This is a genomic window from Nitrospirota bacterium (assembly GCA_026387665.1).
GTDB lineage: Bacteria > Nitrospirota > Nitrospiria > Nitrospirales > Nitrospiraceae > Palsa-1315.
In genome coordinates this window covers 77,597-102,264 of the sequence record JAPLLG010000007.1, presented here as the reverse complement: position 1 = coordinate 102,264, position 24,668 = coordinate 77,597, and the positions used below count along the sequence as shown (strand labels likewise).

The window sequence follows — 24,668 nt, the reverse complement described above, 5'->3', positions numbered from 1 at the left end:
TGTGTTCATGGGCCTATCAATTGGACGGTGGTGGTGTCGTATTGGGTGCGGCTGGAGGGGCTTCAGCCGGTTCGACGGTGAGGCCTTCGATGGAGAACTGGGCATCCAGCCTGGGCGATTTTTCGTGATAATGAAAGATGAACGGGTGTCCGTTTGCGTAATGAAAGATAAGCTGGCTCCCGTCTGCATCCGGCGGGGCCGAGAATGTCAGCACGGCCCGGTCTTTTTTTCTGGGAGCGAGTTCGATGCCACGTATGCAGAGGCCTTCGCGGTTGTGTTCCACTTCCAGATTCCATTGCGCGCCCTGGGCATCTTCGAGCCGGGTGTCTTGCAACAGGCAGACCACCTTGATGTCGCGGGAGGATGTATTCTCGATCGTGAGATCGATTGTGACTTGTTTGTCCCGCTTGTGCAGGGCTGTCACGACCAGCTGATACTGGTTGTTGCGGTGGAAGCCCAGACCGGGAGGCGGGGCCAATTTGGCGAACGGATCGATCTTCACGACAGGGGGTTTGTTCACCTCTCTGACCAGTTCAGCCAGCGGGCCGGCTTTGGGAACCGTGCCGCGTGCGGCGCCCAGCGACTGGAGGGTGCTGGGGTTGAGCAGTTTCATGACCACTCGAAATTCGCCCGGCGACTCAGAGTACGAGCCGGTCACAAAGACATCGGCATGCAACATCTTGGCCGCCCGTTCGATCACTTTGACTTGAGCCGGGTCGAGTTGCGTGATGTTCAATTTCTTCAGCGTGGCGCTCGACAGCGTTCGATCTACGACTTTCCTCTCGCCTGCGAGCAGAATCTGCGTGCTCAACTCCTCTGCCAGAAATTGCCCAATCGGCGTGACTGTGCCTTTGGCGTCCATAAAGTCCAGCACCGCCAGCCGTTCTTTTTTCGCTTTTAAGGCCTCGGCCACCACCCCCTCCGCCAGTTGCTTCAGACTCTCCTCGTAAGGCGAGGCAGCCCGCGCTGGAAATGCCCAGAGCATAGCGATGGCAAGCAGGATCGTGATCAGGAAACGATTCATTCCGGTGGAGCTATCCTTTGAGGCAGACAATCGATTCATCACTAGCGCACATTATACTCAGCAGGCCAAGCCTGTCCAGCAGGACGAGCCTAGCAACCACGGCCTTGCTGCCTGTTTTTGACTGCTCCCTTTTCTTCACGTTCTCTTTCTCTCGGCCGGTGTTTATTTAGGGCCAGGGCTGGGAGGCTCACGGAGCGTGATCAGAGCGCCGTTGGGTGACCGCTCATGCTGGCTGTCGCGTCTGCCGCAGGCAGTGGCGACGAATGTTCGACGCGACACCGGCGCGACGGTGTCGCTAGTTTTCGGCGCCAAGCGCAGCGTAGCATCGAGCGGCCAACGGCGCTCTGTGGCTGCGAGCGGAGAGAGCTTCCCGGCCACGGCCCGCTCTCTCTTCACACCGGCCACTCTTCTTCCTTCCAGGCCATCTCCCAAAACATCCACTCATATCTCGAGCTGATCACGAACGATTCTTCCATCCGCCGTTTCTCTTCCTTGCCCGCGGTCTTGGCCCACTGGTCCACTTTCGCTCGCATCCATTCCTGCACCTCGGCGAACTCCGGCGAGGCATAGAGCATGAGCCAGTCGCGATAGGGATGTTTCTTGGACGGCGGTCCGTTCTTTAGTAAATGCTGCCCTACGACGTAATAGATCCAGGCGCAGGGGAGGGCGACGACCGTGATTTCTGCCGCCGAGCCAGTATGAGCGACGGTGAGCATGTGCCTGGTGTAGGCATAGTTCGTCGGTGCCATGGGCACGGAGGACACTTCTTTCGCCGTCATTTTCCAGCGCTTCCCATAGTTCTCGTGGAGGCTTCGCTCGACAGTAATGGTTTCCTCTGCGAGTTTGGCGAAGCGCAGCGCGCTATCGGAGTCTGGCGCTCTGAGGGCTCCGGCCGCGAAGACGCGGGAGAGGTCGCCGAGGAACCTCGCATCTTGAAGAATGTAATATTTGAATTTGCGCTCGGGCAAGGTGCCCTTGCCGAGCGCAACGACGAAGGGATGGGTGAGTTGTTCGTCCCAGGTGGATTGCACCAGCTTGCGGAGATGGTCAGAGAACGACATGCGGATATTTCTCCCTCGTTCGACCTGGCGACGGTTAGTTTGCCGTGATCAACGATTTGGCCACAGCGAAGGCCTCGTCCAGGTCCGGCAGTTGGGCCAGCTCTGGCGTGATTTGCAGATGACGCACGTTGTTGTGGGCATCGATGACCATGACGGTGCGCGCCAGGATATGGGGATCCTTCAAGAAGAGACCATAGGTTTTCCCAAAGTCGGCGCCTCGGTAGTCCGAGAGGAAGGTCACATTGGTGATATGGGCTTCCTCTGCGAACCGTTTTTGGGCAAACGGTGTATCGATGCTGATGGTGATCAGCTCGATCATCTTGTCGAGGCCTTTGTTCCTCTCGCTCAAATAATGGGTCTGTTGTTCGCAGACTTTGGTGTCGAGCGATGGCACGACGCTGATGATCCGGACCTTGCCCTTGCCCTTCGTGTCGATGATGTTGATGAGCGTGAGGTCCGTCTGTGTCAGTTTCACCTCCCGGATGGGGTCGCCAACTTTGATGCCGGTTCCTGAGAGGGATAGGGGAGCTCCCTTGAAGAGGACCGTATGGCCTTCGCCAGCCATGGTGCTGCCATCGGCGATCGTGAAGTTCTTGTAGAGGAAGCTGGTTTCGCTGAAGCTACCGGTGCTTCCGCATCCGGTGAGTCCGAGCGTCAGGCAGACTGTGGCGCCGAGGAGGGTGCGATGTGCTGCTCTCATAATATGTTCCTTAGTGAGGCGACGGCGACCATTTTAGCAAGATATAGGGTCGTTTGCGCGTGTGGGCTACGGTTGTAAAAATGTGATCAGTGCCTGGTTGACCAACTCCGGTTGTTCCCATTGTGGAATATGTCCTGCCTTGGGGATGATGACGAAGATCGAGCCGGCAATGGTGCGATGGAGCTGATCGCCAGCCTGGATGGGGAATACGCGGTCTTCCTCGCCCCAGATAATCATCGTGCGGTGCGTGATTGTTCCGATGCGCGGCGCGAATCGTTCTTCCCAGAGCGGGAGATTGGCGCCGACGGTCAGCAAAGCCCGGAAGAGTCCTGGCTGTTGGCGGTTGCGGTTGGACCGGTCCAATACCGCCGGGGTCAAGAGGGCCGGGTCGTAGACGAATTCACGCATGGTGGACTCCAGCATGAAACTTCCGAAGAGCCAATTGCCGAAGGAGACCAGCCAGGAGGGGGCGCTGGTCGTCAAGGCGCGGCGAATCGAGGGACTGACCAGGTGCTCCATCACGTGCGCCGGGAGTCCGTCGATGAGGATGAGCTGTGAGACCCTGGTCGGGTGGTCGAGGGCGAGCCCGATGGCGAGTCCTCCTCCCATGCTGTTGCCTACGATGCTGGCCTGGGGAATCTGGAGTGCGTCCATGAAGTCCACGAGATATTCCAGTAATTGATCCGGGCGGTATTCGATGGCCGGTTTGTCGGAGAGCCCTGCCCCGACCAGGTCTGGCGTGATGACGCGGAAATGGGCGGAGAGGGCCGCTTGCTGATGTTCCCATTGCCACATCGAGCCCCCGAATCCATGGAGGAGGATGACGGGCGGTCCCTGTCCCTGGTCGAGGTAGGCGATGCGTTGATCGAGGACCGTGACAGTCTTGATCGGGAGTCGTCCGAGGGCGTCGAACCACGGAGGCAGGGGAGGAGTCGACGTGCAAGCAGTCAGCATGAGCGACAGGCCTATGAGCGAGGTGAGGAGCCGGGCGCGAGAGCAACGAGGTGGCAGCGCCGGGCTGTCGGAGCGAGAACTAGTCCAGTTGGATGACTGTTTCATCCGTCTTTACGTTGTCTCCTTCGGCGACCAGGATGGCGGTGACTGTCCCGTCGATCGGCGCCGGGACCTGGCTTTCCATCTTCATGGCTTCGATGATCAGGAGGGGCGTTCCGGTCTTCACTACGGCGCCGACCGCGACCAGCACTTTGACGACTCGCCCCGGCATCGGGGGGGCCACGTCGCCCGGTTTGGAGGGCCTGGGCCGTTTGCGTTTGGCATTGGTGTCAGCGTTGGGGGCTTCAGGCACGCCGGCCAGAATCTCCTGGATCGGTTCCAGCGAGACCTCTTCGAGTTTGTCGTTGACCCGGATGTAGTAGGGTTTGCGCCCGTCGACCTTCCGCCCGGATCCTGAGACCTTCACATGGTAGGTTTCCCCGTGGACCGTGACGTTGAATTCTGCGGGGGCCAAATGGAGTTCTGTCGCCGTGGCCGGCCCGCTGGGCGAGAAACTCTCGAGCGGCGCCAGCGCCAGATCTCCCTTTTCTCGCGCTTCGAAAAAGTCTCGCGCGATGGCAGGGAAGAGGGTGAAGGACAGCTGATCTTCCACTGTGGTCGCCGAGGCTGGCAGGTCTTTTTTGATGGCTTCAAGTTCAGGCTCCAGCCGATCGGCCGGCCTTGTTTTAATCGGCTGTTCATTCCCGATCGCGCGGGCCATGATGTCGAGATCGACCGGTCCAGGCGCCCGCCCGTAGAGTCCGAGGAAGTAGTTCTTCGTTTCCGTGGTAATGACTTTGTATCGCTCGCCCGTCAGGACGTTGAGTGTGGCTTGGGTGCCCACGATCTGACTGGTCGGAGTGACGAGCGGGGGATAGCCCATGTCCTTGCGGACGCGCGGCACTTCATCCAGGACTTCTTTGATCCGATCGAGCGCATTTTGCTCGGTCAGTTGCGCCGCGAGATTCGAGAGCATGCCGCCGGGAATCTGCGAGGTGAGGATCTCGGCATCGACTCCGGTGAACTCGCTTTCGAACTGCCGATACTTTCGGCGCACGGTGCGGAAATGTTCGGTGATCGGGAGGAACGAGGCGAGGTCCAGGCCTGTATCGTACGGCGTGTTGCGCAGCGAGGCGACCATGGTTTCCGTCGCCGGGTGCGAGGTGCCGCCAGCCAGGGGCGAGATGGAGGTATCCAGCATGTCCAGACCGCCCAGGATCGCCATCAGGGAGGTCATCGAGGCCATACCCGAAGTGTAGTGCGAGTGTAAATGGACCGGGACCTTCACCGCGGCTTTGATACGGCGGACGAGGTGATAGGCGTCGAGCGGCGCCAGGAGTCCGGCCATGTCTTTGATGCAGAGCGTGTTGGTCCCCAAGTCTTCCAGCTTTTTTGCCATGTCCACAAACCGGTCGATGCTGTGGACGGGACTGATGGTATAGCTGATGGCGGCTTCGACATGTTTTCCGCAGGCCTTCACTTCCCGCATGGCCCGTTCGAGGTTGCGGATATCGTTCAGCGCGTCGAAAATGCGGAAGACGTCGATGCCATTGGCGGCGGACCGTTCGATGAACCGTTCCAGCACATCGTCGGCATAGTGCCGATAGCCGACCAGGTTCTGTCCGCGGAGCAGCATTTGGAGCTTGGTGTTGGGCATGGCGGCGCGTAACGCGCGGAGCCGTTCCCAGGGATCTTCTTTGAGGAAACGCAGGCAGGTATCGAAGGTGGCGCCACCCCAGACCTCCAGCGACCAGTAGCCGACGGCGTCAAGTTTCATGGCGATCGGCAGCATGTCTTCTGTCCGCATGCGCGTGGCCAGGAGCGACTGATGGCCGTCGCGCAAGGCGACCTCAGTAATCAGAATGGGCTTGCCGGGCGCCGGTTGGATGGTCAGCTCAGGGCTGACTTTGGCGCGGGCCTTCGATGTCCGGGCTGCTGGTCCGGCTGTCCGCTTCTTGGGAGCCTGTTTTTTCGAGGGTCGTCGTGTCGCCATGATGTCCTGGTCTTCTCGTTATCCTGTCATCGGAATTGATAGACGGTTCTGTCGCTACAGCCCTTCGTAGGCAGCGATGGCGGCGGAGAGCGCCAGCACCAGATCCTCTGGTTGCTCGAATTCATGGTAGTTGAAGAGAGCCGGATGCGTCTCTAAGTAAGAGGTGTCGAACCGTCCTGCCATGAAGTCCTCCTCCTGCATGATCTCCTTCATGAAGGGGATCGTCGTCTTGACCCCGCGCAAGACATATTCTTCCAGCGAGCGTCTCATGCGGCTGACGGTTTCTTCCCAGGTGCGGCCGCGCACGGTGAGTTTGGCCAAGAGGGCGTCATAGTAGGGCGGCACCGTATAGTCCTTGTAGACCGCTCCGTCGATGCGCACTCCGATCCCGCCCGGCGAGAGATAGGCGGTGATCGTGCCGGCGCAAGGGCGGAAGTTATTCTTGGGGTCTTCGGCGTTGATGCGGCATTGGATGGAATGGCCTTGGAGCGTGACTTGCTGTTGCGTAATGTCGAGCGGCTTGCCCGCGGCAATGGCGATCTGATTGCGCACGATGTCGATCGCCGTGATCTGCTCCGTGACGGTGTGCTCGACCTGGAGGCGCGGGTTCATCTCGATGAAGTAATAGCGTCCGTCCTGATCGAGGAGGAACTCGACGGTGCCGGCATTGTCGTAGTCGACGGCTTTGGCGATGGTGATGGCCGCGTCGCCCATCTCGGCGCGCAGCTGCGGCGTCAGAATCAGCGAGGGGGCGATTTCGATGAGCTTCTGGTGCCGGCGTTGGATCGAGCAATCCCGCTCACCCAGGTGGATGATGTTGCCATGCCGGTCGGCCAGAATCTGGAATTCGATGTGGTGCGGCCGTTCGATATACTTTTCAAGAAAGATGCTGCCGTCGCCGAAGGAGGCTTGAGCCTCCCGGGAGGCGACCGCCATGTTCTCGCGGAGTTCGGCATCGGACCGCACGACTCGAAGGCCGCGTCCGCCCCCGCCTGCGCTGGCTTTGATCATGACCGGGTAGCCGGTGTCTTTCGCAAAGGCCAAGGCTTCGTTGACGTCGGTGACGCCGCCTTCGGTGCCGGGGACGATCGGGACGCCGACCCGCTTGGCTAACTCGCGCGCTTTGACTTTGCTGCCCATCAAATCGATGGCATGGGGCGAGGGGCCGATGAAGGTCACGCCGGAGGTTTGGCAGAGTTGCGCGAATTGGGCATTTTCCGAGAGAAATCCATAGCCTGGATGGATAGCGTCGGCGCCGATCCGTAGGGCCAGGTCGACGATCTGCTGGCTGTCCAGGAAGCCTTTGACCGGTCCAGGCCCGACCATATAGGCCTCGTCCGCCTTTTTGACGTAGATGCCGGTCGAGTCGGCTTCGGAGTAGATGGCGGCGGTGGCGATGTTCAATTCGCGGCAGGCGCGGATAATCCGCATGGCGATTTCGCCGCGATTGGCCACCAGGATTTTCTTGAACATGCCGGTCCCTGTTTCCTCGGATCGTTGCTGATTTTTGCGAGCGTTCTCAGGTGAAAATGAGCGCGTAAGCTAGCATAGGATCAAGAGTCTTGTCGAGGGAGCGAGGATGAAAATGGGGCTGATTGAGGAGGCCAGAGGCGCGGCATCGTGCCGCGCCTCTGGCGGAGATTGTCGGGTTCCGTTACTTGGCTTGGACGAGGAATCCCTTTGAGCGGGCATTGCCGCCGCCGGCGACTACATCGATGAACGACATGCCGGGCCGGACGTCAGGAACCGTGGCTTCGATGGTGCTGTCGTTGAGAAAGGTATGGTCGATTTTGGCTGGCCCAGCCGCGCTAAAGGCCACTCCGTGGAAACATTCTTTGGTCCCGAAATTCTCGCCTTTGATGGTCACTTTCTGGCCAGGTTTGGCTTCGTCCGGCTCGACCTTGAAGATTTTGGGCCGTTTGCTCCGGTCGCAGACCGGGTCCCGCTCGACTTTCGCCGCATCGGACCCCTTGATGGATTCAGTCCCGTAGAGGGTGAAGCCTGCACCGTCCACCATCGCGCCTGGCTCCTCCGCAGAGGCGAGGGGGATGGCTAACGTGATGGATCCGATGAGTCCCAGGAGCATGAACCACGATGATCGCCACATCTGCATAGGTACCTCCTTCAAAAACAACGATGTCTGACTATTTCTCGTTGATGGGAATGTACGTTTCGGCAATGAGTTGTTGGCCTGCCTGGGACAGGGCGAACTGGATGAAGGCCTCAGCCAGGGGATGGGGCTCCTTCTTAGCCAGAAGAAGGACCGGGCGCCGGAGCGGATAGCGGCCGTCCTTGACGGTGGGGCCCTCCGGTTCGATCTTGTCGATGGGCACGAGTTTGACCGCGACGCCGCTTGCGACGACGGACAAGCCTTGGCTGAGGGACAGGTAGGCGACCGCAGACAAGGGGGGTAATGTCCCCACGACGGTCTTGATGACCTGCTCATCTGGGCCGATGACCTTCGCGCTGCTGGTGATCTTGCCGGTAATGCCGAGCTGCGATTCAAAGGCCTCGCGGACGTTTTGGTTGCGAGGCCGGTCGATGACCAATATTTTCGTATCCAGCCCGCCGAGTTCTGACCACATCGTGATTTTGCCGGAGAAAATGTCGGCAGCTTGTTGTTTCGTAAGCTCTTTCGTGAGGTTGGAGAGGTGCACGAGAATGCCGATGCCATCCCACGCGATGGGCGTTGCCGAGAGATCCTGGGCTGCCGTTCCCGTGATGGCAATGTGGGCCTGGCCGGACTTGACCATCTCAACTGGCCTCGAATTGCCGTCCCAGACGACATCGAGATAGGCGCGCGGGTTGGCTTTTTCAAAGGCGCGGGCGAGGGGTTCGATGGTCGTTAGTTCCGGTCCGTTGCCGGCGATGATGAGGTTCCCGGCGACTTCCGCCAGGACGAAAGGGGCTATACCCCAGCTAAGGAGAAGGCTGAGGCTTAGCGAGAGGGCGAGTCTCGCGATCATGGGTGCTCCACATGGTTGGGGTGGATATTGGGAAGGGGCGGCTGTGCGAGTGCCTGCCATTCCACGGTCTGGCTCAGTGCTCCGTGACGCCGCCGGTGGAAGCGTCTGGCGGTGCGGCAGTCTCGGGGGCGGCGCGTTTCCCCATCAACGGCGGCAATTTGGCGAACTTGTCCATCCGCTCGTCCAGCATGTTGTAGGCTTTTTGTTCGGCAAAGCCGGTCTTGTGGGTGCCTTTGACCAATGTTGTGCTGGCGGACATGAGCCGCGTGGCGTCCTGGGCGCTACAATGGGGGCAGACGGTGTCTTCTACTCTGACATGGACTGATTGGGTGGCGTCGAACTGCTTCTCGCATTTGCCACAACGATATTCGTAGATCGGCATGGTTCCTATCCTTCACGCGGGATAAAAGCCGGACAAAGAGAGAAAGTGCTCTTGACCAGCCGTTGAGCTTTGCCTTATTGTACACATCTTGCGGACATGAGTTCTAGTGGCTGAAGAGGAGGATTTCGATGCCCCTGTTGATTCGGAAGTACAAGAGTGTCAGTGGAATGATGCAAGAAGAGCGAATCGACGATGAGGATCGGATCGCGCGCTATATGAAGCTCTTCGACAAGGACGATATCAAGAAGCTCGAGACCGGCGTGAAGGTCTTCATCGAGAAGGATGAGTGGCAGCTCCTGCCGTAAATTCTCTCAATCGGCGGCAAAATCTCCTTGTAGCGTGCATCGGAATTCGATTGTGGCCGTGAATGCGGTCAAGCCCTGAGCGGTGAGACGAGGGCTGGGCCGCATTTCGTCTGAAAGGCGTGGTTGCTATGACCTATTGGATTCACATCGCGCGGTCGATCGATCGGGTCACGCTCCACAAGGATCGTTGCGCGGAGGTGCCGTCGTCGACGATCGGGTCTTCCAGCGATTTCTGGGAGGGCGGATGGTTCGACTATCCGGATAAGGAGCGAGCCTTAGCCGCGATGGAGCAGGCGGGGACGTCGGATCAACGGCGTTGTGCTCTGTGCAAGGCTTAGCAGGTCAGTGCTGAGTCCTGAGTACTCAGGACTGCGTAATTCGCTGGATTCAAGCTCAGCACTCAGCACTCAACTCCCAGCACTTCTTTAATCCCATGCCACGATTTGCGCTCCTCCTGACAACGCTCATTTGGGGCGCGACGTTTCCCGCGACGAAAGCGGCGCTGGAGCAAATTCCCCCGCTCTCGTTTCTCTTCCTTCGATTTCTCCTGGGCACCATCCTGGTCGGAGCCGTGTTTGTGCTGTGGCGGCGGCGCTTGCATCGCGAGCCGGCTGTCTTGCGGGCTGGCGCGATTGCCACCTGCTGGCTCTTTCTCGGCTACGTCCTCCAAACGGTCGGACTCCACTACACCACGGCATCGAACTCCGCGTTCATCACGGCGCTCTATGTCGTCATCGTGCCGTTGGTCCTGCGCCGATTCGACCGGCGGGTGTGGGTGGCCACCGGGATTGCGACGGTGGGGCTTTGGCTGCTGGTGAAGCCCAGTGCATCAGGAAATCTCGGCGATCTGTTGACGCTCGGCTGTGCGCTGGCGTTTGCCGCGCACATTGCCTGTCTCGAACGGTTTACCCGCGAAGTCGATGCGCCGTCCCTGTTTGCCTGGCAGATGATGGCGATGGTCGTCTTGCTGCTGCCCATCCTGTTGATTGAACGGGCGCCGGCTGAGGCCTTTGCTCCGACGTCGATGCTGCTCATCGGGCTTGGGATAACCGGAGGACTTGCGACCGGAGCCTTTGCGGTTCAAATGTGGGTGCAGCGTATTTTGCCCGCGCAGCAAGTCGCCTTGATCTTTGCCTCAGAGCCGGCCTATGCCGCTTGGCTGTCCTGGTACTTTTTAGGGGAAACCTTGGATCTGCAGGGCTGGGTTGGCAGTGCCCTTATTCTCGTCGCGGTACTGGTGGGTTCATGGGGCAGCGGCTCCACGTCGCCTGAGTCGCCGGTCAGGGTGGTTCAACCGGCATAGCGCGGTACAAGGAGTCAGATGGCACAAAAATTCGCCAATGGTCGCTGGGTGCAAGAAGGGTTTCTGGATAATCGCATCGAAGGTACGATCGTCGGGCGGATTGTATTCGCGGTGATCGGGCCGATCGATGTGTATTTGCAGGGCAACTTTAAGGCCGATATTGTGGGGCAGGTCATCCAGTTCCGGAATCCCCGGTTTGAGGACGAAGATCTTGCGGGCCAGATGATCGGTGATATGGAAAGCCCGCAGATCGGGGCAGTGAACCTGATCTCGTTCGACCCCCATCCGAACCTCGTGCCTCATCCCTATATCGAATGGTTTTCGGCGAAGAAGAATCACTATCGGATTGAGCTCGAACCGGCAGATGCCTGGATCGTGTCCGCTTCAGATTTGAGAGAGATCGATCAGGTGAGTCGAACGATTCGTGAGACGCTTGCCGGGCGGAGTCCTGAACCGTCGACTCGAGAGCCGACAGAGTGGGTGTAGCGGAGCCGGCGTTCGTGGCGAACCACGAACGCCGGCTCACACGTTAGACCGCGATGGCGTCCTGCTTGCTCTTTCCTTCGCGGACGTAGATCGGCACATCCTTGATATCCCAGACCAGTCCCACCATTTCCATCATCCTCAGGCAATAGTAGGTCATGTCGATTTCCCACCAGTAGAATCCCTGCCGGGTGGAGGCGGGATAGTAGTGGTGGTTGTTGTGCCATCCTTCGCCCATTGTAATCAGCGCCAGCAAGAAGTTATTGCGGCTGGTATCACCTGTTTCGTAGCGCTGCGAACCATAGACATGCGACAGGGAGTTGATGGTGCAGGTCCCGTGGACCAGCGCCACCGTCGACACGAAGAAGCCCCAAATCAACATCTGCGGGCCGTTGGTGCCGAGGCCCGGCGCGTAGGCTTCCAGCAACATGCCCAGCCCGAACATCCCGAACCCGGCGATGGTGGGGACGAGGATGTCGAAACGGTCCAGGAACCGGAGTTCAGGGAACTTCGCAAAGTCCGCGATGTTCTTCAGCCGGGGGGCAAAGTGCGTTTGCGACGTGAACCAGCCCATGTGGGACCAGAGAAATCCTCCGTGCAGCGGGGAATGGACGTCATCCGGTGTGTCCGATGCGATGTGGTGATGGCGATGGTGCCCGGCCCACCAGAGGGGGCCGCGCTGGGCGCAGGAGCCGGCCAAGACCGCAAAGGCAAATTGGCAGGCGCGGGAGGTTTTAAAGGTCCGGTGCGAAAAATAACGGTGGTACCAGCCGGTGATGGCGAACATTCGCACGAAATAAAAGGCTGTGGCGACGGCGACGGCGATCCAGCTCCATCCCACCCAGATAATGCCGAGACACATGATGTGGACGGCGATCAGGGGGAAACAACGGATCCAGTCCATCTTGGGCGGACCCTCGACTTTCATGGTGTCAATCCCGGCCCAGGAGTCGAACCAGCGGAGAACCGTCAACCAGATGACCTGGGCTTTGGTGGTCTGTTGAGCAGGTACTTGGGACATTCGCTTACCTCCAAGGTCAGGGAGCGGTGGTTCACTGGGGCGTGGTACCAAGCTCCGGCGTTCCGGTTAGGCTGAGTGATATTGCGGCGCTTGGGAAGTCACGTGTTTGGTAGGCCGCAGATGCTGGATCGCAAAGACAATGCTCTGGCAACCCAGCGGTGCAATGACTCGTCATTATACACGTAACCTTGCGAGAATTGAAACAGGGCGCTCCCGAAGCCTGGATCTTTTCTACTCTCGCGAAATCATAGGGGTTCCCGCTGTTTGGGCCGGCCCCATTCGATGACGATCCGGTGATAGTTCCTGGCCCATTCTGAATTGACACCCCCGTCCCCTGATCTCTAGAATGCCCAACATGATAAATGATCGTTTCCTTAAAGCGTGCCGACGTGAGCCGGTTGACTGTACGCCGGTCTGGTTCATGCGCCAGGCTGGCCGTTATATGGCCGAATATCGGGCTCTTCGGGCGAAACATTCGATGCTGGAGTTGTGCAAGACGCCGGAATTGGCGGCGCAAGTCACGCTGCAGCCGATCGATCGTTTTCCGCTCGATGCCGCCATTATCTTCGCCGACATCCTGCTGCCGCTTGAGCCGATGGGGCTCAACCTGGAGTTTGCGGAGGGCGAGGGGCCGGTCATCCATAATCCGGTGCGGGACCATGCGGCGGTTGAACGGCTCAACGTCATCGATGGGGGCGAGCTTGATTATGTGGCCGAAGCCATCCGTCAGGCGCGCCGCGCCCTGAATGGGCGGGTGCCGCTGATTGGATTTGCCGGGGCGCCCTTCACCCTCGCCAGCTATGCGATCGAGGGCGGGAGTTCACGGAACTATCTCCTCACCAAACAGATGATGTATTGCGAGCCGAAGACCTGGCACCTGCTCATGGACAAGTTCGCGCGGGTCATCACCGGCTATCTGCGTCAGCAAATCAAGGCCGGGGCGCAGGCAATTCAGCTGTTTGATAGTTGGGTGGGCTGTCTCTCGGTCGGCGATTATGTTGAATATGTGCTGCCGCATGTCCAATTGATTTTCGAGGGGTTGAAACGGGAAGGCGTGCCGATGATTCATTTCGGCACGGGGACCTCGGCCATGCTGCGCCAGATGCGGCAGGCGGGGGGCGATGTCATCGGAGTCGACTGGCGCATTCCTCTGGATGAGGCTTGGGCGATCGTGGGCCATGACGTGGCGGTGCAAGGCAATCTCGATCCCTTGACCCTCTATGCCCCGTTGCCTGAAATCGAACGGCGCGTCGAAGATATTTTGTGCAGAGCCGGCGGTCGCCCTGGGCATATTTTCAACTTGGGCCATGGGATTTTGCCGACGACGCCGATCGAGCATGTGGCGGCGGCCATTGATATGGTGCACCGGTTAAGTAAAAAGTAAAAAGGCCAAAGTGGGTGCGGCGATTGGACCGAACCTTTTTTACTTTTACATTTGTACTTTTGCCTTGGAGTAAGAGCGATGCCGGAATCAAAACGCCCGACTGCCGTGCTCCTCATGGCGATGGGTGGGCCGGATAGTTTGGAGAATGTGGAGCCGTTCCTGCTGGATGTGCGGGGAGGCCGTCCCACACCGCCGGAACTGGTCGAAGAGATTCGGGAACGGTATCGGGCTACGGGCGGAAAGTCCCCGGCGGTCGGGATCTCCAAGGATGTCGCGAAGAAGCTCGAACAGCGGTTGAACGAGTCAGGCGATGAACGGTATCGGGTCTACGTCGGGTTGCGGCATTGGCATCCCTTCATCAAAGAGACCTATGCTGAATTGCTGGGCGACGAGCCTGAACAGATTATCGGTCTCTGTCTGGCCCCGCAACAATCCTCTCTGAGCACTGGCGCGTACCGGAAAAAAGTTGAAGAAGCCCAGGCGGCGCTGCAGAGTGCCTGTCCGGTCAGTTACGTCGGCAGTTGGCACAAGCATCCAGGACTCGTCGCGGCTATTGTCGAAAATATCCAACAGGCCCTGCTGAAGTTTCCTGCCGCTGTGCGGGCGACGGTGCCTGTGCTCTTTACCGCGCATAGTTTGCCGGAGCGGATCGTGGCGATGAAGGATCCCTATCCCGCCGAGGTGCAGGGCACGGTTGAGGCGGTGACCGCGTTGCTGGGTGACAGGCCTACGCGGTTCGCCTATCAAAGCCAGGGCCGGTCGGGAGAGAAATGGCTGGGGCCGACGGTGGAGTCGGCGGTGGAAGAGCTGGCTCGTGAAGGCCATCAATATGTACTGGTGGCGCCGATCGGGTTTCTCTGCGACCATGTGGAAACGCTCTACGATATCGATATCGAATTGAAACGGCTTGCGGCTGGGTTAGGCCTCCAGCTTGAACGTATCCCCATGTTGAATGATTCGGCTGCGCTCGTCGATACCCTGGTCTCTGTACTCAAGGCCCACGAATCATCGCTCTGCAGTACCTCGTGAACAATCTTCGTACAGTGGCTGTTATCGGTGGAGGGATCTCTGGTCTCTCGACTGCCTATGCCCTTCAGGAAAGGGCTGCGGCTGCCGGCATCCCGATCCGTTGCACGGTCGTTGATGCCTCGCCCTCTTGGGGAGGCAAGATCGTTACCCATCGGGTCGGCGATCTGGTTACGGAGGCAGGTCCCGATTCCTTCCTGTCTCAGAAAACGGCCGCCATCGAACTCTGTGCCAAGCTGGGGCTGACCGATCAGCTCATTAACACCAACGAGACTAGCAAGAGGGCCTGTGTCTTCTCGCAGGGCCGTCTGCGTGAACTTCCTGAGGGATTAGTCGTCATCTCTCCCAATCAGCTGGGACCCTTTCTCCGGAGCGGACTCTTGAGCTGGTCCGGCCTTGCAAGGATGGGGCTGGATCTGGCGATGCCGGTGAAACGGTCGTCCAGCGACGAGTCTCTGGCCTGCTTTTTTCGGCGACGCATGGGCCGCCAGGCCTTCGAACGGATGCTCGAGCCCTTGATGGCCGGCATCTATGCGGGGGATGCGGAGCAGATGAGCGTGCAGGCGACCTTCCCGAGATTTGTCGAGTTGGAGCAACAGTACGGCAGTGTGATTCGCGGGATGATGACGGCCAGGAAGGCTGGCCCACCCGCCGCGTCTACCGGTCCGAAGCGCACGATGTTCGTGAGTCTCAAGAATGGCTTGTCGGATCTGGTCGATGCCTTGGTCCGTCGATTGACGGACCAAGGCGTGACGCTCAGGAGCGGCACGGTTGTCGATGCCCTCCGCGTGCGCTCTCATCAGCCAGGCCGCTGGATGTATGATGTCATCCTCAATGACGGCTCGGCCCTGTCCGTGGACAGCCTCGTGTTGGCCACGCCGGCTTATGTGTCGGCTGAGCTGGTGCGTCCGCTTACGCCGATTGCCGGAGGCTTGATGGACCTGATTCCCTATGCCTCCACGGCGACGATCGCGATGGCCTATCCTCGCGCCGCGGTCGCAGGGGCGGCAGAAGGATTCGGCTTTGTCGTGCCGCGGGCGGAAGGCCGCGACCTCATTGCCGCGACCTGGACCTCGCTCAAGTGGCCCCATCGGGCTCCGGCTGATCAGTTACTCGTCCGTTGTTATGTCGGAGGAGTCGGGCGCGAGGCCATTTTGCAATTGGATGACCGGGCTTTGGTGTCGCGGGTGAGGGAAGAGCTTGCCAGCATGTGCGGCGTGACAGCGGAACCAAACTATGTGGAAGTCAATCGCTGGATGAAGGCGATGCCGCAATATACGTTGGGACATCTCGAACGGTTGAATCAAATCGAAGCGGCGCTCAGCCGCTATGGGGGCCTGGTGCTTACAGGCGCAGGCTATCGTGGCGTCGGAATTCCGGACTGTATTCGTGACGGGGCTGTTGCGGCCGATCGGGTCGTGCGCTATCTGTCCGGAGAACGATCGTAAGAAGAAACGAGGGTCACCATGGATGCCCGGATGCAAATTGCCAATGTGACAGGACCATTCCGAGAGCCTCGGGAGCAGGTGTTCTCCTTCGACTATTCGATCCAGCGGGCCTCGTGGCCGACGGCCCAGGCCATTCGCGTAAAGGTCTCGATTCCGGAGGAGCTGGATGTCGTGCGGGCTAAGGTGCTGGGGGACGTCGTCGGGACGCCTGGTCAGCAATTGATGATTTCAAAGTTTTTGTCGCGCCAGATCTCGGATGAAAAAATCCGTATCGCCGAGGCAGACGGCATGTTGTCGGAGCGCCGCGACACCGTCGTGGCTCCCTTCATAGGGCCCATGGCCTATTTGTTCCCACGACTCGACAGCTGGGCGACTGAACAGCAATCCATGTTGCGGGCGGAAATTACAAAGCTGGTTGGCCTGTAGCGGGGGCTGTTGCAGGCTGCTCAAAAAGGCTGTCAGCAAGGCCGCAGGCGAGTCGAAACCGGAGGCGTACCCTCATGGGTACGTTGAGGATTTCGATGAGTCGAGAACGAAGCTGGCGGCATTTTTCAGCAGCCTGCTAAAAGACTTTTCGATATTGCTTCGAATGCACTCCCGACTCGTCCGCAAAGCCGAGGGAGGCGCTATCGGGATTGCTGGTGTTGTTGAGATCGATCCGATAGTGCCCGCGGATTTGCTCCATCGCGACTTCAAAGGGAACAGCTTGAGGATAGAGGTCGCCCGGCGCATGGGCGCCGCGGGTCAGGGTGCGGATTACGTCGGCCTGCGCATATTGAGCGTCTGACACAATGTAGATGTCGGCGACGGCATGGTCCCCGAGCGTATGGCCGGCTGTCGTGGCTGGCAGGAGCTCGGTCAAGGTGCCGGCGAGCCGGTCTTTTTTGAACCGTTTCAAGAGTCCGGCCACTTGGCTCTCGGTCGCTTCCGGCGGGACGGTGAGGCTGATCGCGTTCATATCCGGGACGGTGGTGTGGACTTTGAATAGGACTGGCGCCGCTTCGGGATCTTCGATGACCGGTCCTGCCGGTCCTTCCGTTCCCGCTGCTTGTTTGTTCTTAGAGCTGGGCACGATGAGGGCCACAAACAGCCAGAGCCCGAACAAGATGCCGAAGATGACGATCAGGGGATGGACTCCGGCACGTTTGCCTTCTTCGTAGGGATGCGGCTCATCGCTCATGACGGTGTGTCCTTGGTAAGGGTGGCGGGATTCTGCTTTTTGGCTTCGTCCCAGAGGCGATCCATTTCTGCAAACGAGAGTTCTTCAACCGACCGGCCAGATTTGGTTGCCTGGGCTTCGATGAATTGAAACCGTTGGGTGAAGCGGTTGGCGGATTGGCGCAAGGCGTCTTCCGGGTTCACTTTGATGAAGCGGGCGAGATTCACGAGGGAGAACAGTACGTCGCCGAGTTCCGAGGCAATCTGTTCCTGCCGCAGGGCTGCGGCCCTTGCGTCCGGTTCTGTCTGGTTCGATGCGAGGGGGCGGATGGCGTCGCGGAGCTCCTGGATTTCCTCCTCGATCTTGCCCAGGATCTGCTCGAAGCCTTTCGTATCGTGGCTCCAATCGAACCCGACGCGAGCGGCACGCGCTTGAATCTGGTAGGCCCTTAGGAGGGCCGGCAATGCTTGCGGCACCCCGTCCAGCACCGAGTCTGGCCGGCCGGACGCCTGGCGTTCGGTGCGCTTGATGTCTTCCCATTTCGCAACGACCTGGTCGGCATTCGTCGGGGTGGTGTCGGTCGATCCGTTGCCAAAGACGTGGGGGTGGCGCCTGATCAGTTTGTCGGCCAATTGTTCCAGCACATCTTCGATGGTAAAGCTGCCGGCTTCTGCCGCGATCTGGCTGTGGAAGAGCACTTGGAGCAATACGTCGCCGAGTTCCTCCGGCAGTTTCGCCCGGTCCTGCCGGTCCAGGATTTCGAGCACTTCATAGGTTTCTTCAAGCAGATAGGGCTTCAACGATTCGTGCGTTTGTTTGCGGTCCCACGGACATCCGTTCGGCGCGCGCAACGAGGCCATCAAGTCTACCAGTTTATGAAATCGTTCAGACATCCTGTTCCTTTTTGTGGTGCAGAGTTGGGCCTGCATTATACCCGGTTCTCGGCTTGCTTCAATCGGTCGCGCGTTGACTGGCGCGTCTTGCGCCGTTTAGAGGCCTATGGTAGGGTACCGACGCTGCATCTGGAGCGGGGGAAAGGCCTATGAGCGCAGAACAAGAAGAAGGATTTGTCGTTCGGGATCGGCGGGGCGGGACTGGGTCCGACCGTGCATCCACCCCTTCGCCTGCGGCGCCAGAGGCACAGCCCCATCAGCAGGCAGCACCCTCTGATCCACACCAGGGCTCGGGAATCCCCGTCACCTTTTCATCCTTTGTTATTTCTCTGGGCAGCTCTTCGATGATGTTGATGGGGGAACAGATCGATCCCCATCAGCCTCCAATGCCGGCGAACCTGCCGCAAGCGAAAGACATTATCGACTTGCTGTCGGTCCTGGAACAGAAGACCACAGGCAATCTCACGACGGAAGAACAAGCGGTGCTGCGGGATATGCTCTACGCCCTTCGGATGAAGTACGTGAGTTTAACCGCGAAATCGTAGCCCCGCCCCCGCCTGTCGACCCCGGACGTATCTGTCCGCCACCCTGGTTCATGCGATGTGGTGAGACGCTCTCCTGATTCAAGCACCATGATAAGCTGTCTGCTATGCGTCGAGTCGTTGGCAATCGGGGATATCGGATGTGAGTGACGGCAAGAAAGACACAGGGTCCCTTCCCCCAGTAAAGACGAATCGTGGTTCCGTGAGCGGGGTTGCGACGCTGACTGCCGGAGCAAGCCGGTCATCCGTGGGATCCGGGCCTACCCCGGAGCCGGAACGGCGGAAGATGCATTTGCGGCCGGTCTGGATCGTCCTGATTTTTCTCCTGCCCTGCCTGGCGCTGACTCTCTACTATTCCCAGATCGTGATTCCCGGCGGCGAGGAAACGGATTCCTTTCTACCCACGACCAGTTATGCCTTTGTGCTCCTTCTGCTCAACCTCGACCTGATCGGATTTGTCGTCCTGTTGCTCTTGCTCTCCCGCAACCTGATCAAAGCCTATTTTGAACGGCGGCATCGGCTCTTTGGCGCCGGGTTTCGTACGAAGCTGGTGGCGGCCTTCATTGGATTTTCGCTGATTCCGACGGTGCTCCTGGCGCTGGTTGCGAGCGGCCTGGTGAATAAGGCGGTGGATGTCTGGTTCAGCGATCAAATTGAACAGGTGATGCGGGATTCCTATGACGTGGCGCGGATGCAACATGCCGGCCACATTACCCTCGCAGTGAACAGCGCCAGAGCCATCAGCCATGAAATCTATCGGGAGGATATGTTGCTGGCGGAGCAGCGGGATCTGCTGGTTGCGGCCATGGCTCGCAAGCGGGCGGAGTTCGGCGTGGCTGGGATTGAGGTCTTCTCGGCCAAAATGGAAACGCTCACGAAGGCGCTGGATCCCGAGGTGCCCTCCTCGGCGCTGGATCTGCCGATCGGGCAACTGGTGCTCCAGGTGATTAACGGGAAACAGGAAATGAATGCGGTGCAGGAGGCTCAGACCGGGCGTCTGGTGCGGGCGGCGGCCCCCATCGCAGCGAGCGGGCGCCGCGGCGAGATCGGCGGCGTGGTGGTGGTGGAGGCCTTTGTGCCAGAATCGTTGCTGGCGAAGATGGAAGGGATCGGCCATCAGTACGATGAATACAAGCAGATCAAGGCCATGAAAAATCCGATCAAAGCCGGCGCCTATCTTTTCGTTGCCGTCATTACGGTGCTCATTTTGTTCGGGGCTACCTGGTTCGGGTTCTATGTCGCGCGGAGCATCACGGTGCCGATTCAACGGCTGGCTGAAGCGACGGAGGCCATTGCCCAGGGAAATCTTTCCGTCCGGATCGATGCCAAGGCGACCGATGAAATCGGTACCTTGATCGAGTCGTTCAACCGGATGACGGCCGACCTCCAGGGGAGTAAGTCCAAGATCGAAGAAGCCAATATCTCACTGCGTCAGAGTAATCTGGAGCTGGATCGCCGTCGCGCCTACATCGAAACGGTGGTCGAGACGATTGCCGCAGGCCTGCTCTCGATCGATAAGAACGGGCTGATCACGAATTTCAATCCGTCCGGTGAGCGGATCCTTGGGCTTGCAGCGGATCGGTTCCGTGGCCGACAAGCTAATGAGGTGTTCAAAGAGTTTCGACTCGATCTGTTCCAGACGGTCTATGACCGGATGCTGGCCGATCAGCGCGATACGCTGGCGCTGGAGGGACCGATGGAGATCGAGGGCCGATTCTTGACCATCGGGCTGCATGGGTCGCGGATGAAGGATGAAGCGAATAGGGACCTCGGGATCGTGCTGGTGTTCGAAGACCTGACAGAGTTGATCAAGGCGCAGAAAGTGGCGGCTTGGCAGGAAGTGGCGCGGCGGGTGGCCCACGAGATTAAGAATCCGTTGACGCCCATCCAATTGTCCGCGCAGCGGTTGCGGAAGAAGTACTTCGAGAAGTCGCCGGATTTCGATGCGATTTTCGACGAGGCGACCAACGTGATCGTCAACGAAGTGACGAGCCTCAAGCATATGGTCGATGAATTTTCGAAGTTTGCCCGATTGCCGGTTCCGCAGATGGCACAGCAGTCGCTCCATGATGTGATCAATGAGGTCACGGCCCTCTATCGGGGCGCCCACAAGGATGTCGAGCTGATTGTTTCGTTGGACGAAGACCTTCCGTCGCTTAATTTCGACCGTGAGCAACTTAAGCGGGTGATGGTCAACTTGCTCGACAACGCGATGCAGGCGATGCAGCAGAAGGGGCGTGTCTGGCTCACGACCAAGTACGATATGAAACGGCGGAGGGCCGTGGTGAGTGTGGCGGATGAGGGCACGGGCATTGCGCCGGAAGACCAGGAAAAATTGTTCGTGCCATACTTCACGAGGAAGAAGACGGGGACCGGGCTGGGGTTGGCCATCGTGCGGCGCATCATTACCGATCACGATGGACAGATTCAGGCCAGCCAGAATCAGCCGAAAGGGGCTGTATTTACGTTCGAATTGCCGGTGTGAGCAGAAGTACTGAGCGTTGAGTGCTGAGAGGTCGGAGCAGCCTGACCGATCACGTTGTACGGGGGATTCATGTCCGCATCGATTTTAATTGTAGATGACGAAGAGTCGATTCTTACTTCCTTGAGCAGCATTCTGCGGGATGAGGGCTACGAGGTTGCGGTGGCGAAGAACGGCATGGAGGCCGTACGGGCCTATATGACGGATCCGCCGGACCTCATGATCCTCGATATCTGGATGCCGGAAATGGACGGCATGGAAACTTTGCGCCGGGTCCGTGAATTGGTGCCGACGGCGCAAGTGATGATGATGTCGGGGCACGGCTCGATTGAAACGGCGGTCAAGGCGATCAAGCTGGGAGCCTATGATTATATTGAGAAGCCCTTGTCGCTTGAGAACATCATCCTGCGCGTCAAACATGCGTTGGATCAACACAGGCTGGAGCAAGAGAATCGAACGCTCCGGACCACCGTACAACGGAAATTTGAGCTGGTGGGGCAGTCGTCTGCGATGCAACAGTTACGGCAGTTGATCGAGACAGCCGGGCCGACCAATAGCCGTGTGCTGATCGGGGGGGAGAACGGGACGGGGAAAGAACTCGTTGCGCGGGCGATTCATCTGCGGAGCGCCAGAGCCAGCCGGCCGTTTGTGGCGGTGAACTGTGCGGCCATCCCGGAGACCTTGATCGAGAGTGAGTTGTTCGGCCATGAAAAGGGCTCCTTTACCGGCGCCACCTCGATGAAGAGAGGACAGTTCGAACAGGCGGACGGGGGCACGCTGTTTTTGGACGAAATCGCCGACATGAGTTTGAATACCCAGGCCAAAGTGCTCCGGGTACTGCAAGAGCAGCAGTTTACTCGTGTCGGTGGGACGAAGCTGCTGAAGGTGGACGTCCGGGTCTTGGCCGCCTCCAACAAGGATTTGCTCAAGGAAATCGAGAAAGGCGCGTTTCGCGAAGATTTGTTTTACCGCCTCAACGTGGTGCCGATCGTCGTGCCTCCCCTCAGGGAGCGCCGGGACGACATTCCGTTGCTCGTGCGCCACTTCATGAAGGTGCATGCGGATGAGCAGGGGTTGCGGATGAAAGAGGTCTCGCCTGGGGCGATGGCGGTGTTTCAGCAATATGACTGGCCGGGGAATATCCGTGAACTGCGGAATTTGATCGAGCGATTGATGATCATGGTGCCGGGACCAGTTATCGAGGGGGCGCAAGCGGGTCTCTCGTTGCAGGCTCGTCCTGGCGGGGCGGCGTCTCCGTCCGCAGCGCCTGCTCCCAGCCCGCTCTTCACGCAGTCCTATGACTCGCTCCGGGATGCGCGCAACGCGTTTGAAAAGGAGTACATTGCGCGCAAGCTACGGGAACATCATTGGAACATTTCCCGCACGGCGGAAGATTTGCAGATTGAACGGAGTCATCTTCATCGGAAGATCAAGCTGCTGGAAGTGGAAATGCGACCGGAAGCGTAGGGGATGGGGACTGATTATCTCCTGTGCTCGCGCAACGCGCGGCCTCAGAAGGCCCTCGTTGGACGCGCGCAGTGGGAGATAATCAGTCCCCATTCTTGAAGAGAGAGAGCACGCAAGGGGCAATTAGATGGCTAGCAGTTGCTCGATGCGCGCAGCGGAGACCCTACCCCTCGCCTCGCTGTAATGGAGTGTGGGGAAAGAGCGGAGTTCAGCGAAAGCCATTTCCCACCCAGCCCTGCTGCCTGCGGGTTTGACCTCTGCAAGGGTCGTCCGCTAAGATGCGCCCTCTTATGACAACCTATCGAGATGCCGGAGTTGATATGGATGCGGGCGACGAGTTCGTCGACCGCATTTCGCCGTTAGTGCGGTCCACGTTCCGGCCTGAAGTCCTGACGGATATCGGCGGGTTCGGCGGATTGTTCCGGCTGCAGGCCCATCGCTATGCCGAGCCGGTTCTTGTCTCCGGCACCGATGGAGTCGGGACGAAACTGAAAATTGCCTTCCTCACAGATCGCCACGATACGGTCGGGATCGATCTGGTGGCCATGTGCGTGAACGATATCGTGGTCAGCGGGGCTGAGCCGCTGTTCTTTTTGGATTATTTTGCGACGGGCAAACTGGCCGTTCCCAAGGCGGAAGCGGTGCTCAAGGGGATTGCCGAGGGCTGCCGCCAGGCCGGCTGCGCCTTGATCGGCGGGGAAACGGCTGAGATGCCTTCCTTCTATGCGGAGGGCGAGTATGATCTGGCCGGGTTTGCCGTCGGCGTGGTGGATCGGTCCAAGATCATCGATGGCCGCAGTATTGTGCCGGGCGATGTGCTGATCGGATTGGCCTCGACCGGTCTCCATAGCAACGGCTATTCGCTGGCTCGCCGGGTCTTGCTGGATAGAGCTCAGCTGAGCATGGCCAGTCGCTTGCCTGAACTGGATCAGCCTTTGGGGGAGGTCTTGCTGACCCCGACTAGGATCTATGCCAAACAGGTCCTCACCTTGATTCAGGAATGTCCTATCAAAGGCATTGCCCATATCACCGGCGGCGGTATCACCGAGAACCTCCCGCGCGTGCTTCCTGCTGGCGTACGAGCAGAGGTGCGGCGAGGTGCCTGGCCCGTGCCGCCGATTTTCCAGGCGATTGCCAGGCTTGGAGCGGTGGCGCGTGAGGAGATGTATCGCGTTTTCAACATGGGGATCGGCATGATTCTCGTCGTGCCGGCGTCGGATGCCCACAGGGTCATCGCGCGCGCGACGGCGTTGGGCGATCAGGCCTATCAGATCGGAACCATCGTGGCATCGACCGGCGAGGGCCCATTGGTGGAGTATGTCGATTAAGCGGACGGATGTGCTGCGCGTCGCCGTGTTGGCATCCGGGCGCGGATCGAATCTGCAGGCGGTCATCGACGCGATCGAAGCGGGGACGGTTCAGGCCAAGATTGTCGCGGTGATCAGCAATAAAAAAGACTCTCCGGCTTTAGCGCGAGCCAGCCAGCACGGATTACCCGGCCTCTTCGTTGATCCTAAGCCCCATGTAGGCAAACCAGACAGCCGCGAATCCTACGATCGCGAGCTCCTCTCCGTGCTTCGGCAACACGATGTGGAGCTGGTGTTGCTGGCCGGGTATATGAAGATTGTGACCAAGGTGCTGGTAGAAGCCTTCGCCAATCGCATGATGAACATCCATCCGTCTCTGTTGCCCTCCTTCCCCGGGTTGGATGTGCAGAAGAAGGCGATTGACTGGGGCTGCAAGCTGGCCGGCTGTACGGTGCATTTTGTGACGGAGGGTGTCGACGAAGGCCCGATCATTCTTCAAGCGGCGGTTTCGATTCTCGATGACGATAGTGCCGATAGCCTGGCAGCCAGGATTCTTGTGCAAGAACACAAGATTTATCCGCGAGCGGTCCAGCTTTTTGCCGAGGGGCGGTTGCGGGTGGAGGGGCGGCGCGTCTTCATCGAGCAAGGGAAGCCAGCCGGCGAGGCCGTGATCAGTCCGTCGTAGATCTGTCCCGGAACGAACTTCCGCTAGAGACTGAGCAAGTGGTT

Annotated in this window: 26 protein-coding genes; 13 read left to right on the top strand and 13 right to left on the bottom strand. The window is 59.2% G+C overall.

Annotated features, from left to right (window positions below):
- Window positions 1–16: 16 nt before the first annotated feature.
- From NT179_04715 to NT179_04670, 10 genes are all read right to left on the bottom strand, one after another.
- Entirely contained in the window at window positions 17–1,024 is a 1,008-nt protein-coding gene (locus NT179_04715; protein ID MCX5721317.1) for a hypothetical protein, read from the bottom strand.
- 162 nt (window positions 1,025–1,186) lie between these two features.
- Window positions 1,187–1,429, bottom strand: coding sequence for a hypothetical protein (locus tag NT179_04710; GenBank protein ID MCX5721316.1), 243 nt, complete (start codon window positions 1,427–1,429; stop codon window positions 1,187–1,189).
- The gene (tenA, locus tag NT179_04705; protein MCX5721315.1) at window positions 1,417–2,085 is read right to left on the bottom strand and encodes a thiaminase II; all 669 of its coding nucleotides are present in this window, start codon (window positions 2,083–2,085) and stop codon (window positions 1,417–1,419) included. Before tenA ends, NT179_04710 begins: the two co-directional genes overlap by 13 nt.
- A 34-nt stretch (window positions 2,086–2,119) precedes the next feature.
- The gene (gene tpx, locus NT179_04700) at window positions 2,120–2,785 is read right to left on the bottom strand and encodes a thiol peroxidase (GenBank protein MCX5721314.1); all 666 of its coding nucleotides are present in this window, start codon (window positions 2,783–2,785) and stop codon (window positions 2,120–2,122) included.
- A gap of 66 nt (window positions 2,786–2,851) precedes the next feature.
- On the bottom strand, window positions 2,852–3,739 hold the full coding sequence (locus NT179_04695; GenBank protein MCX5721313.1) for an alpha/beta fold hydrolase: 888 nt from the start codon (window positions 3,737–3,739) through the stop codon (window positions 2,852–2,854).
- Between the two features lie 79 nt (window positions 3,740–3,818).
- The gene (gene oadA / locus NT179_04690; protein MCX5721312.1) at window positions 3,819–5,771 is read right to left on the bottom strand and encodes a sodium-extruding oxaloacetate decarboxylase subunit alpha; all 1,953 of its coding nucleotides are present in this window, start codon (window positions 5,769–5,771) and stop codon (window positions 3,819–3,821) included.
- Between the two features lie 54 nt (window positions 5,772–5,825).
- A complete protein-coding gene (gene accC, locus NT179_04685) occupies window positions 5,826–7,244 on the bottom strand; it encodes an acetyl-CoA carboxylase biotin carboxylase subunit (protein MCX5721311.1) in 1,419 nt (472 codons plus the stop codon).
- A 181-nt stretch (window positions 7,245–7,425) separates the two neighbouring features.
- A complete protein-coding gene (locus tag NT179_04680; protein MCX5721310.1) occupies window positions 7,426–7,878 on the bottom strand; it encodes an IPT/TIG domain-containing protein in 453 nt (150 codons plus the stop codon).
- A gap of 37 nt (window positions 7,879–7,915) precedes the next feature.
- A complete protein-coding gene (locus tag NT179_04675; protein MCX5721309.1) occupies window positions 7,916–8,737 on the bottom strand; it encodes a substrate-binding domain-containing protein in 822 nt (273 codons plus the stop codon).
- A 73-nt stretch (window positions 8,738–8,810) separates the two neighbouring features.
- Window positions 8,811–9,119 (bottom strand): zinc ribbon domain-containing protein, encoded by a 309-nt coding sequence (locus NT179_04670; GenBank protein MCX5721308.1) that lies wholly within the window; start codon window positions 9,117–9,119, stop codon window positions 8,811–8,813.
- A 128-nt stretch (window positions 9,120–9,247) separates the two neighbouring features.
- Between NT179_04670 and NT179_04665 the strand changes: the two genes are divergently transcribed.
- The 4 genes from NT179_04665 to NT179_04650 all read left to right on the top strand — a co-directional run bounded on the left by NT179_04665 (window position 9,248) and on the right by NT179_04650 (window position 11,213).
- Window positions 9,248–9,424, top strand: coding sequence for a hypothetical protein (locus NT179_04665; protein ID MCX5721307.1), 177 nt, complete (start codon window positions 9,248–9,250; stop codon window positions 9,422–9,424).
- 128 nt (window positions 9,425–9,552) lie between these two features.
- Window positions 9,553–9,762: a hypothetical protein gene (locus tag NT179_04660; GenBank protein ID MCX5721306.1), complete on the top strand. Its 210-nt coding sequence runs from the start codon at window positions 9,553–9,555 to the stop codon at window positions 9,760–9,762.
- Between the two features lie 95 nt (window positions 9,763–9,857).
- Window positions 9,858–10,727, top strand: coding sequence for a DMT family transporter (locus tag NT179_04655; GenBank protein MCX5721305.1), 870 nt, complete (start codon window positions 9,858–9,860; stop codon window positions 10,725–10,727).
- An 18-nt stretch (window positions 10,728–10,745) separates the two neighbouring features.
- Window positions 10,746–11,213 (top strand): hypothetical protein, encoded by a 468-nt coding sequence (locus NT179_04650; GenBank protein ID MCX5721304.1) that lies wholly within the window; start codon window positions 10,746–10,748, stop codon window positions 11,211–11,213.
- 43 nt (window positions 11,214–11,256) lie between these two features.
- Here NT179_04650 and NT179_04645 read toward each other — a convergent pair whose 3' ends face one another.
- Window positions 11,257–12,231 (bottom strand): acyl-CoA desaturase, encoded by a 975-nt coding sequence (locus NT179_04645; GenBank protein ID MCX5721303.1) that lies wholly within the window; start codon window positions 12,229–12,231, stop codon window positions 11,257–11,259.
- A gap of 355 nt (window positions 12,232–12,586) precedes the next feature.
- On the opposite strand from NT179_04645, the gene hemE reads away from it, so the two are divergent.
- The 4 genes from hemE (at window position 12,587) to NT179_04625 (ending at window position 16,515) form a co-directional block, all read left to right on the top strand.
- Window positions 12,587–13,615: a uroporphyrinogen decarboxylase gene (gene hemE / locus NT179_04640; GenBank protein MCX5721302.1), complete on the top strand. Its 1,029-nt coding sequence runs from the start codon at window positions 12,587–12,589 to the stop codon at window positions 13,613–13,615.
- Between the two features lie 78 nt (window positions 13,616–13,693).
- Entirely contained in the window at window positions 13,694–14,644 is a 951-nt protein-coding gene (hemH, locus tag NT179_04635; protein ID MCX5721301.1) for a ferrochelatase, read from the top strand.
- Window positions 14,641–16,089: a protoporphyrinogen oxidase gene (gene hemG / locus NT179_04630; GenBank protein ID MCX5721300.1), complete on the top strand. Its 1,449-nt coding sequence runs from the start codon at window positions 14,641–14,643 to the stop codon at window positions 16,087–16,089. The genes hemH and hemG overlap by 4 nt, the downstream gene beginning before the upstream one ends.
- Before the next feature lie 30 nt (window positions 16,090–16,119).
- Window positions 16,120–16,515 (top strand): hypothetical protein, encoded by a 396-nt coding sequence (locus tag NT179_04625; GenBank protein ID MCX5721299.1) that lies wholly within the window; start codon window positions 16,120–16,122, stop codon window positions 16,513–16,515.
- A gap of 136 nt (window positions 16,516–16,651) precedes the next feature.
- Here the strand turns inward: NT179_04625 and NT179_04620 are convergent, their stop codons facing one another.
- Window positions 16,652–17,269 (bottom strand): hypothetical protein, encoded by a 618-nt coding sequence (locus tag NT179_04620; GenBank protein MCX5721298.1) that lies wholly within the window; start codon window positions 17,267–17,269, stop codon window positions 16,652–16,654.
- A complete protein-coding gene (gene mazG / locus NT179_04615; protein MCX5721297.1) occupies window positions 17,266–18,141 on the bottom strand; it encodes a nucleoside triphosphate pyrophosphohydrolase in 876 nt (291 codons plus the stop codon). Before mazG ends, NT179_04620 begins: the two co-directional genes overlap by 4 nt.
- Window positions 18,142–18,290: 149 nt before the next feature.
- On the opposite strand from mazG, the gene NT179_04610 reads away from it, so the two are divergent.
- From NT179_04610 to purN, 5 genes are all read left to right on the top strand, one after another.
- Window positions 18,291–18,686, top strand: coding sequence for a DUF1844 domain-containing protein (locus tag NT179_04610; GenBank protein MCX5721296.1), 396 nt, complete (start codon window positions 18,291–18,293; stop codon window positions 18,684–18,686).
- Window positions 18,687–18,825: 139 nt separating this feature from the next.
- The gene (locus NT179_04605; protein ID MCX5721295.1) at window positions 18,826–21,168 is read left to right on the top strand and encodes an ATP-binding protein; all 2,343 of its coding nucleotides are present in this window, start codon (window positions 18,826–18,828) and stop codon (window positions 21,166–21,168) included.
- A 69-nt stretch (window positions 21,169–21,237) separates the two neighbouring features.
- Window positions 21,238–22,632: a sigma-54 dependent transcriptional regulator gene (locus NT179_04600; protein ID MCX5721294.1), complete on the top strand. Its 1,395-nt coding sequence runs from the start codon at window positions 21,238–21,240 to the stop codon at window positions 22,630–22,632.
- Between the two features lie 290 nt (window positions 22,633–22,922).
- Window positions 22,923–23,960 (top strand): phosphoribosylformylglycinamidine cyclo-ligase, encoded by a 1,038-nt coding sequence (gene purM / locus NT179_04595; protein ID MCX5721293.1) that lies wholly within the window; start codon window positions 22,923–22,925, stop codon window positions 23,958–23,960.
- A complete protein-coding gene (gene purN / locus NT179_04590) occupies window positions 23,950–24,624 on the top strand; it encodes a phosphoribosylglycinamide formyltransferase (GenBank protein MCX5721292.1) in 675 nt (224 codons plus the stop codon). Before purM ends, purN begins: the two co-directional genes overlap by 11 nt.
- The last annotated feature ends 44 nt before the right edge of the window (window positions 24,625–24,668 follow it).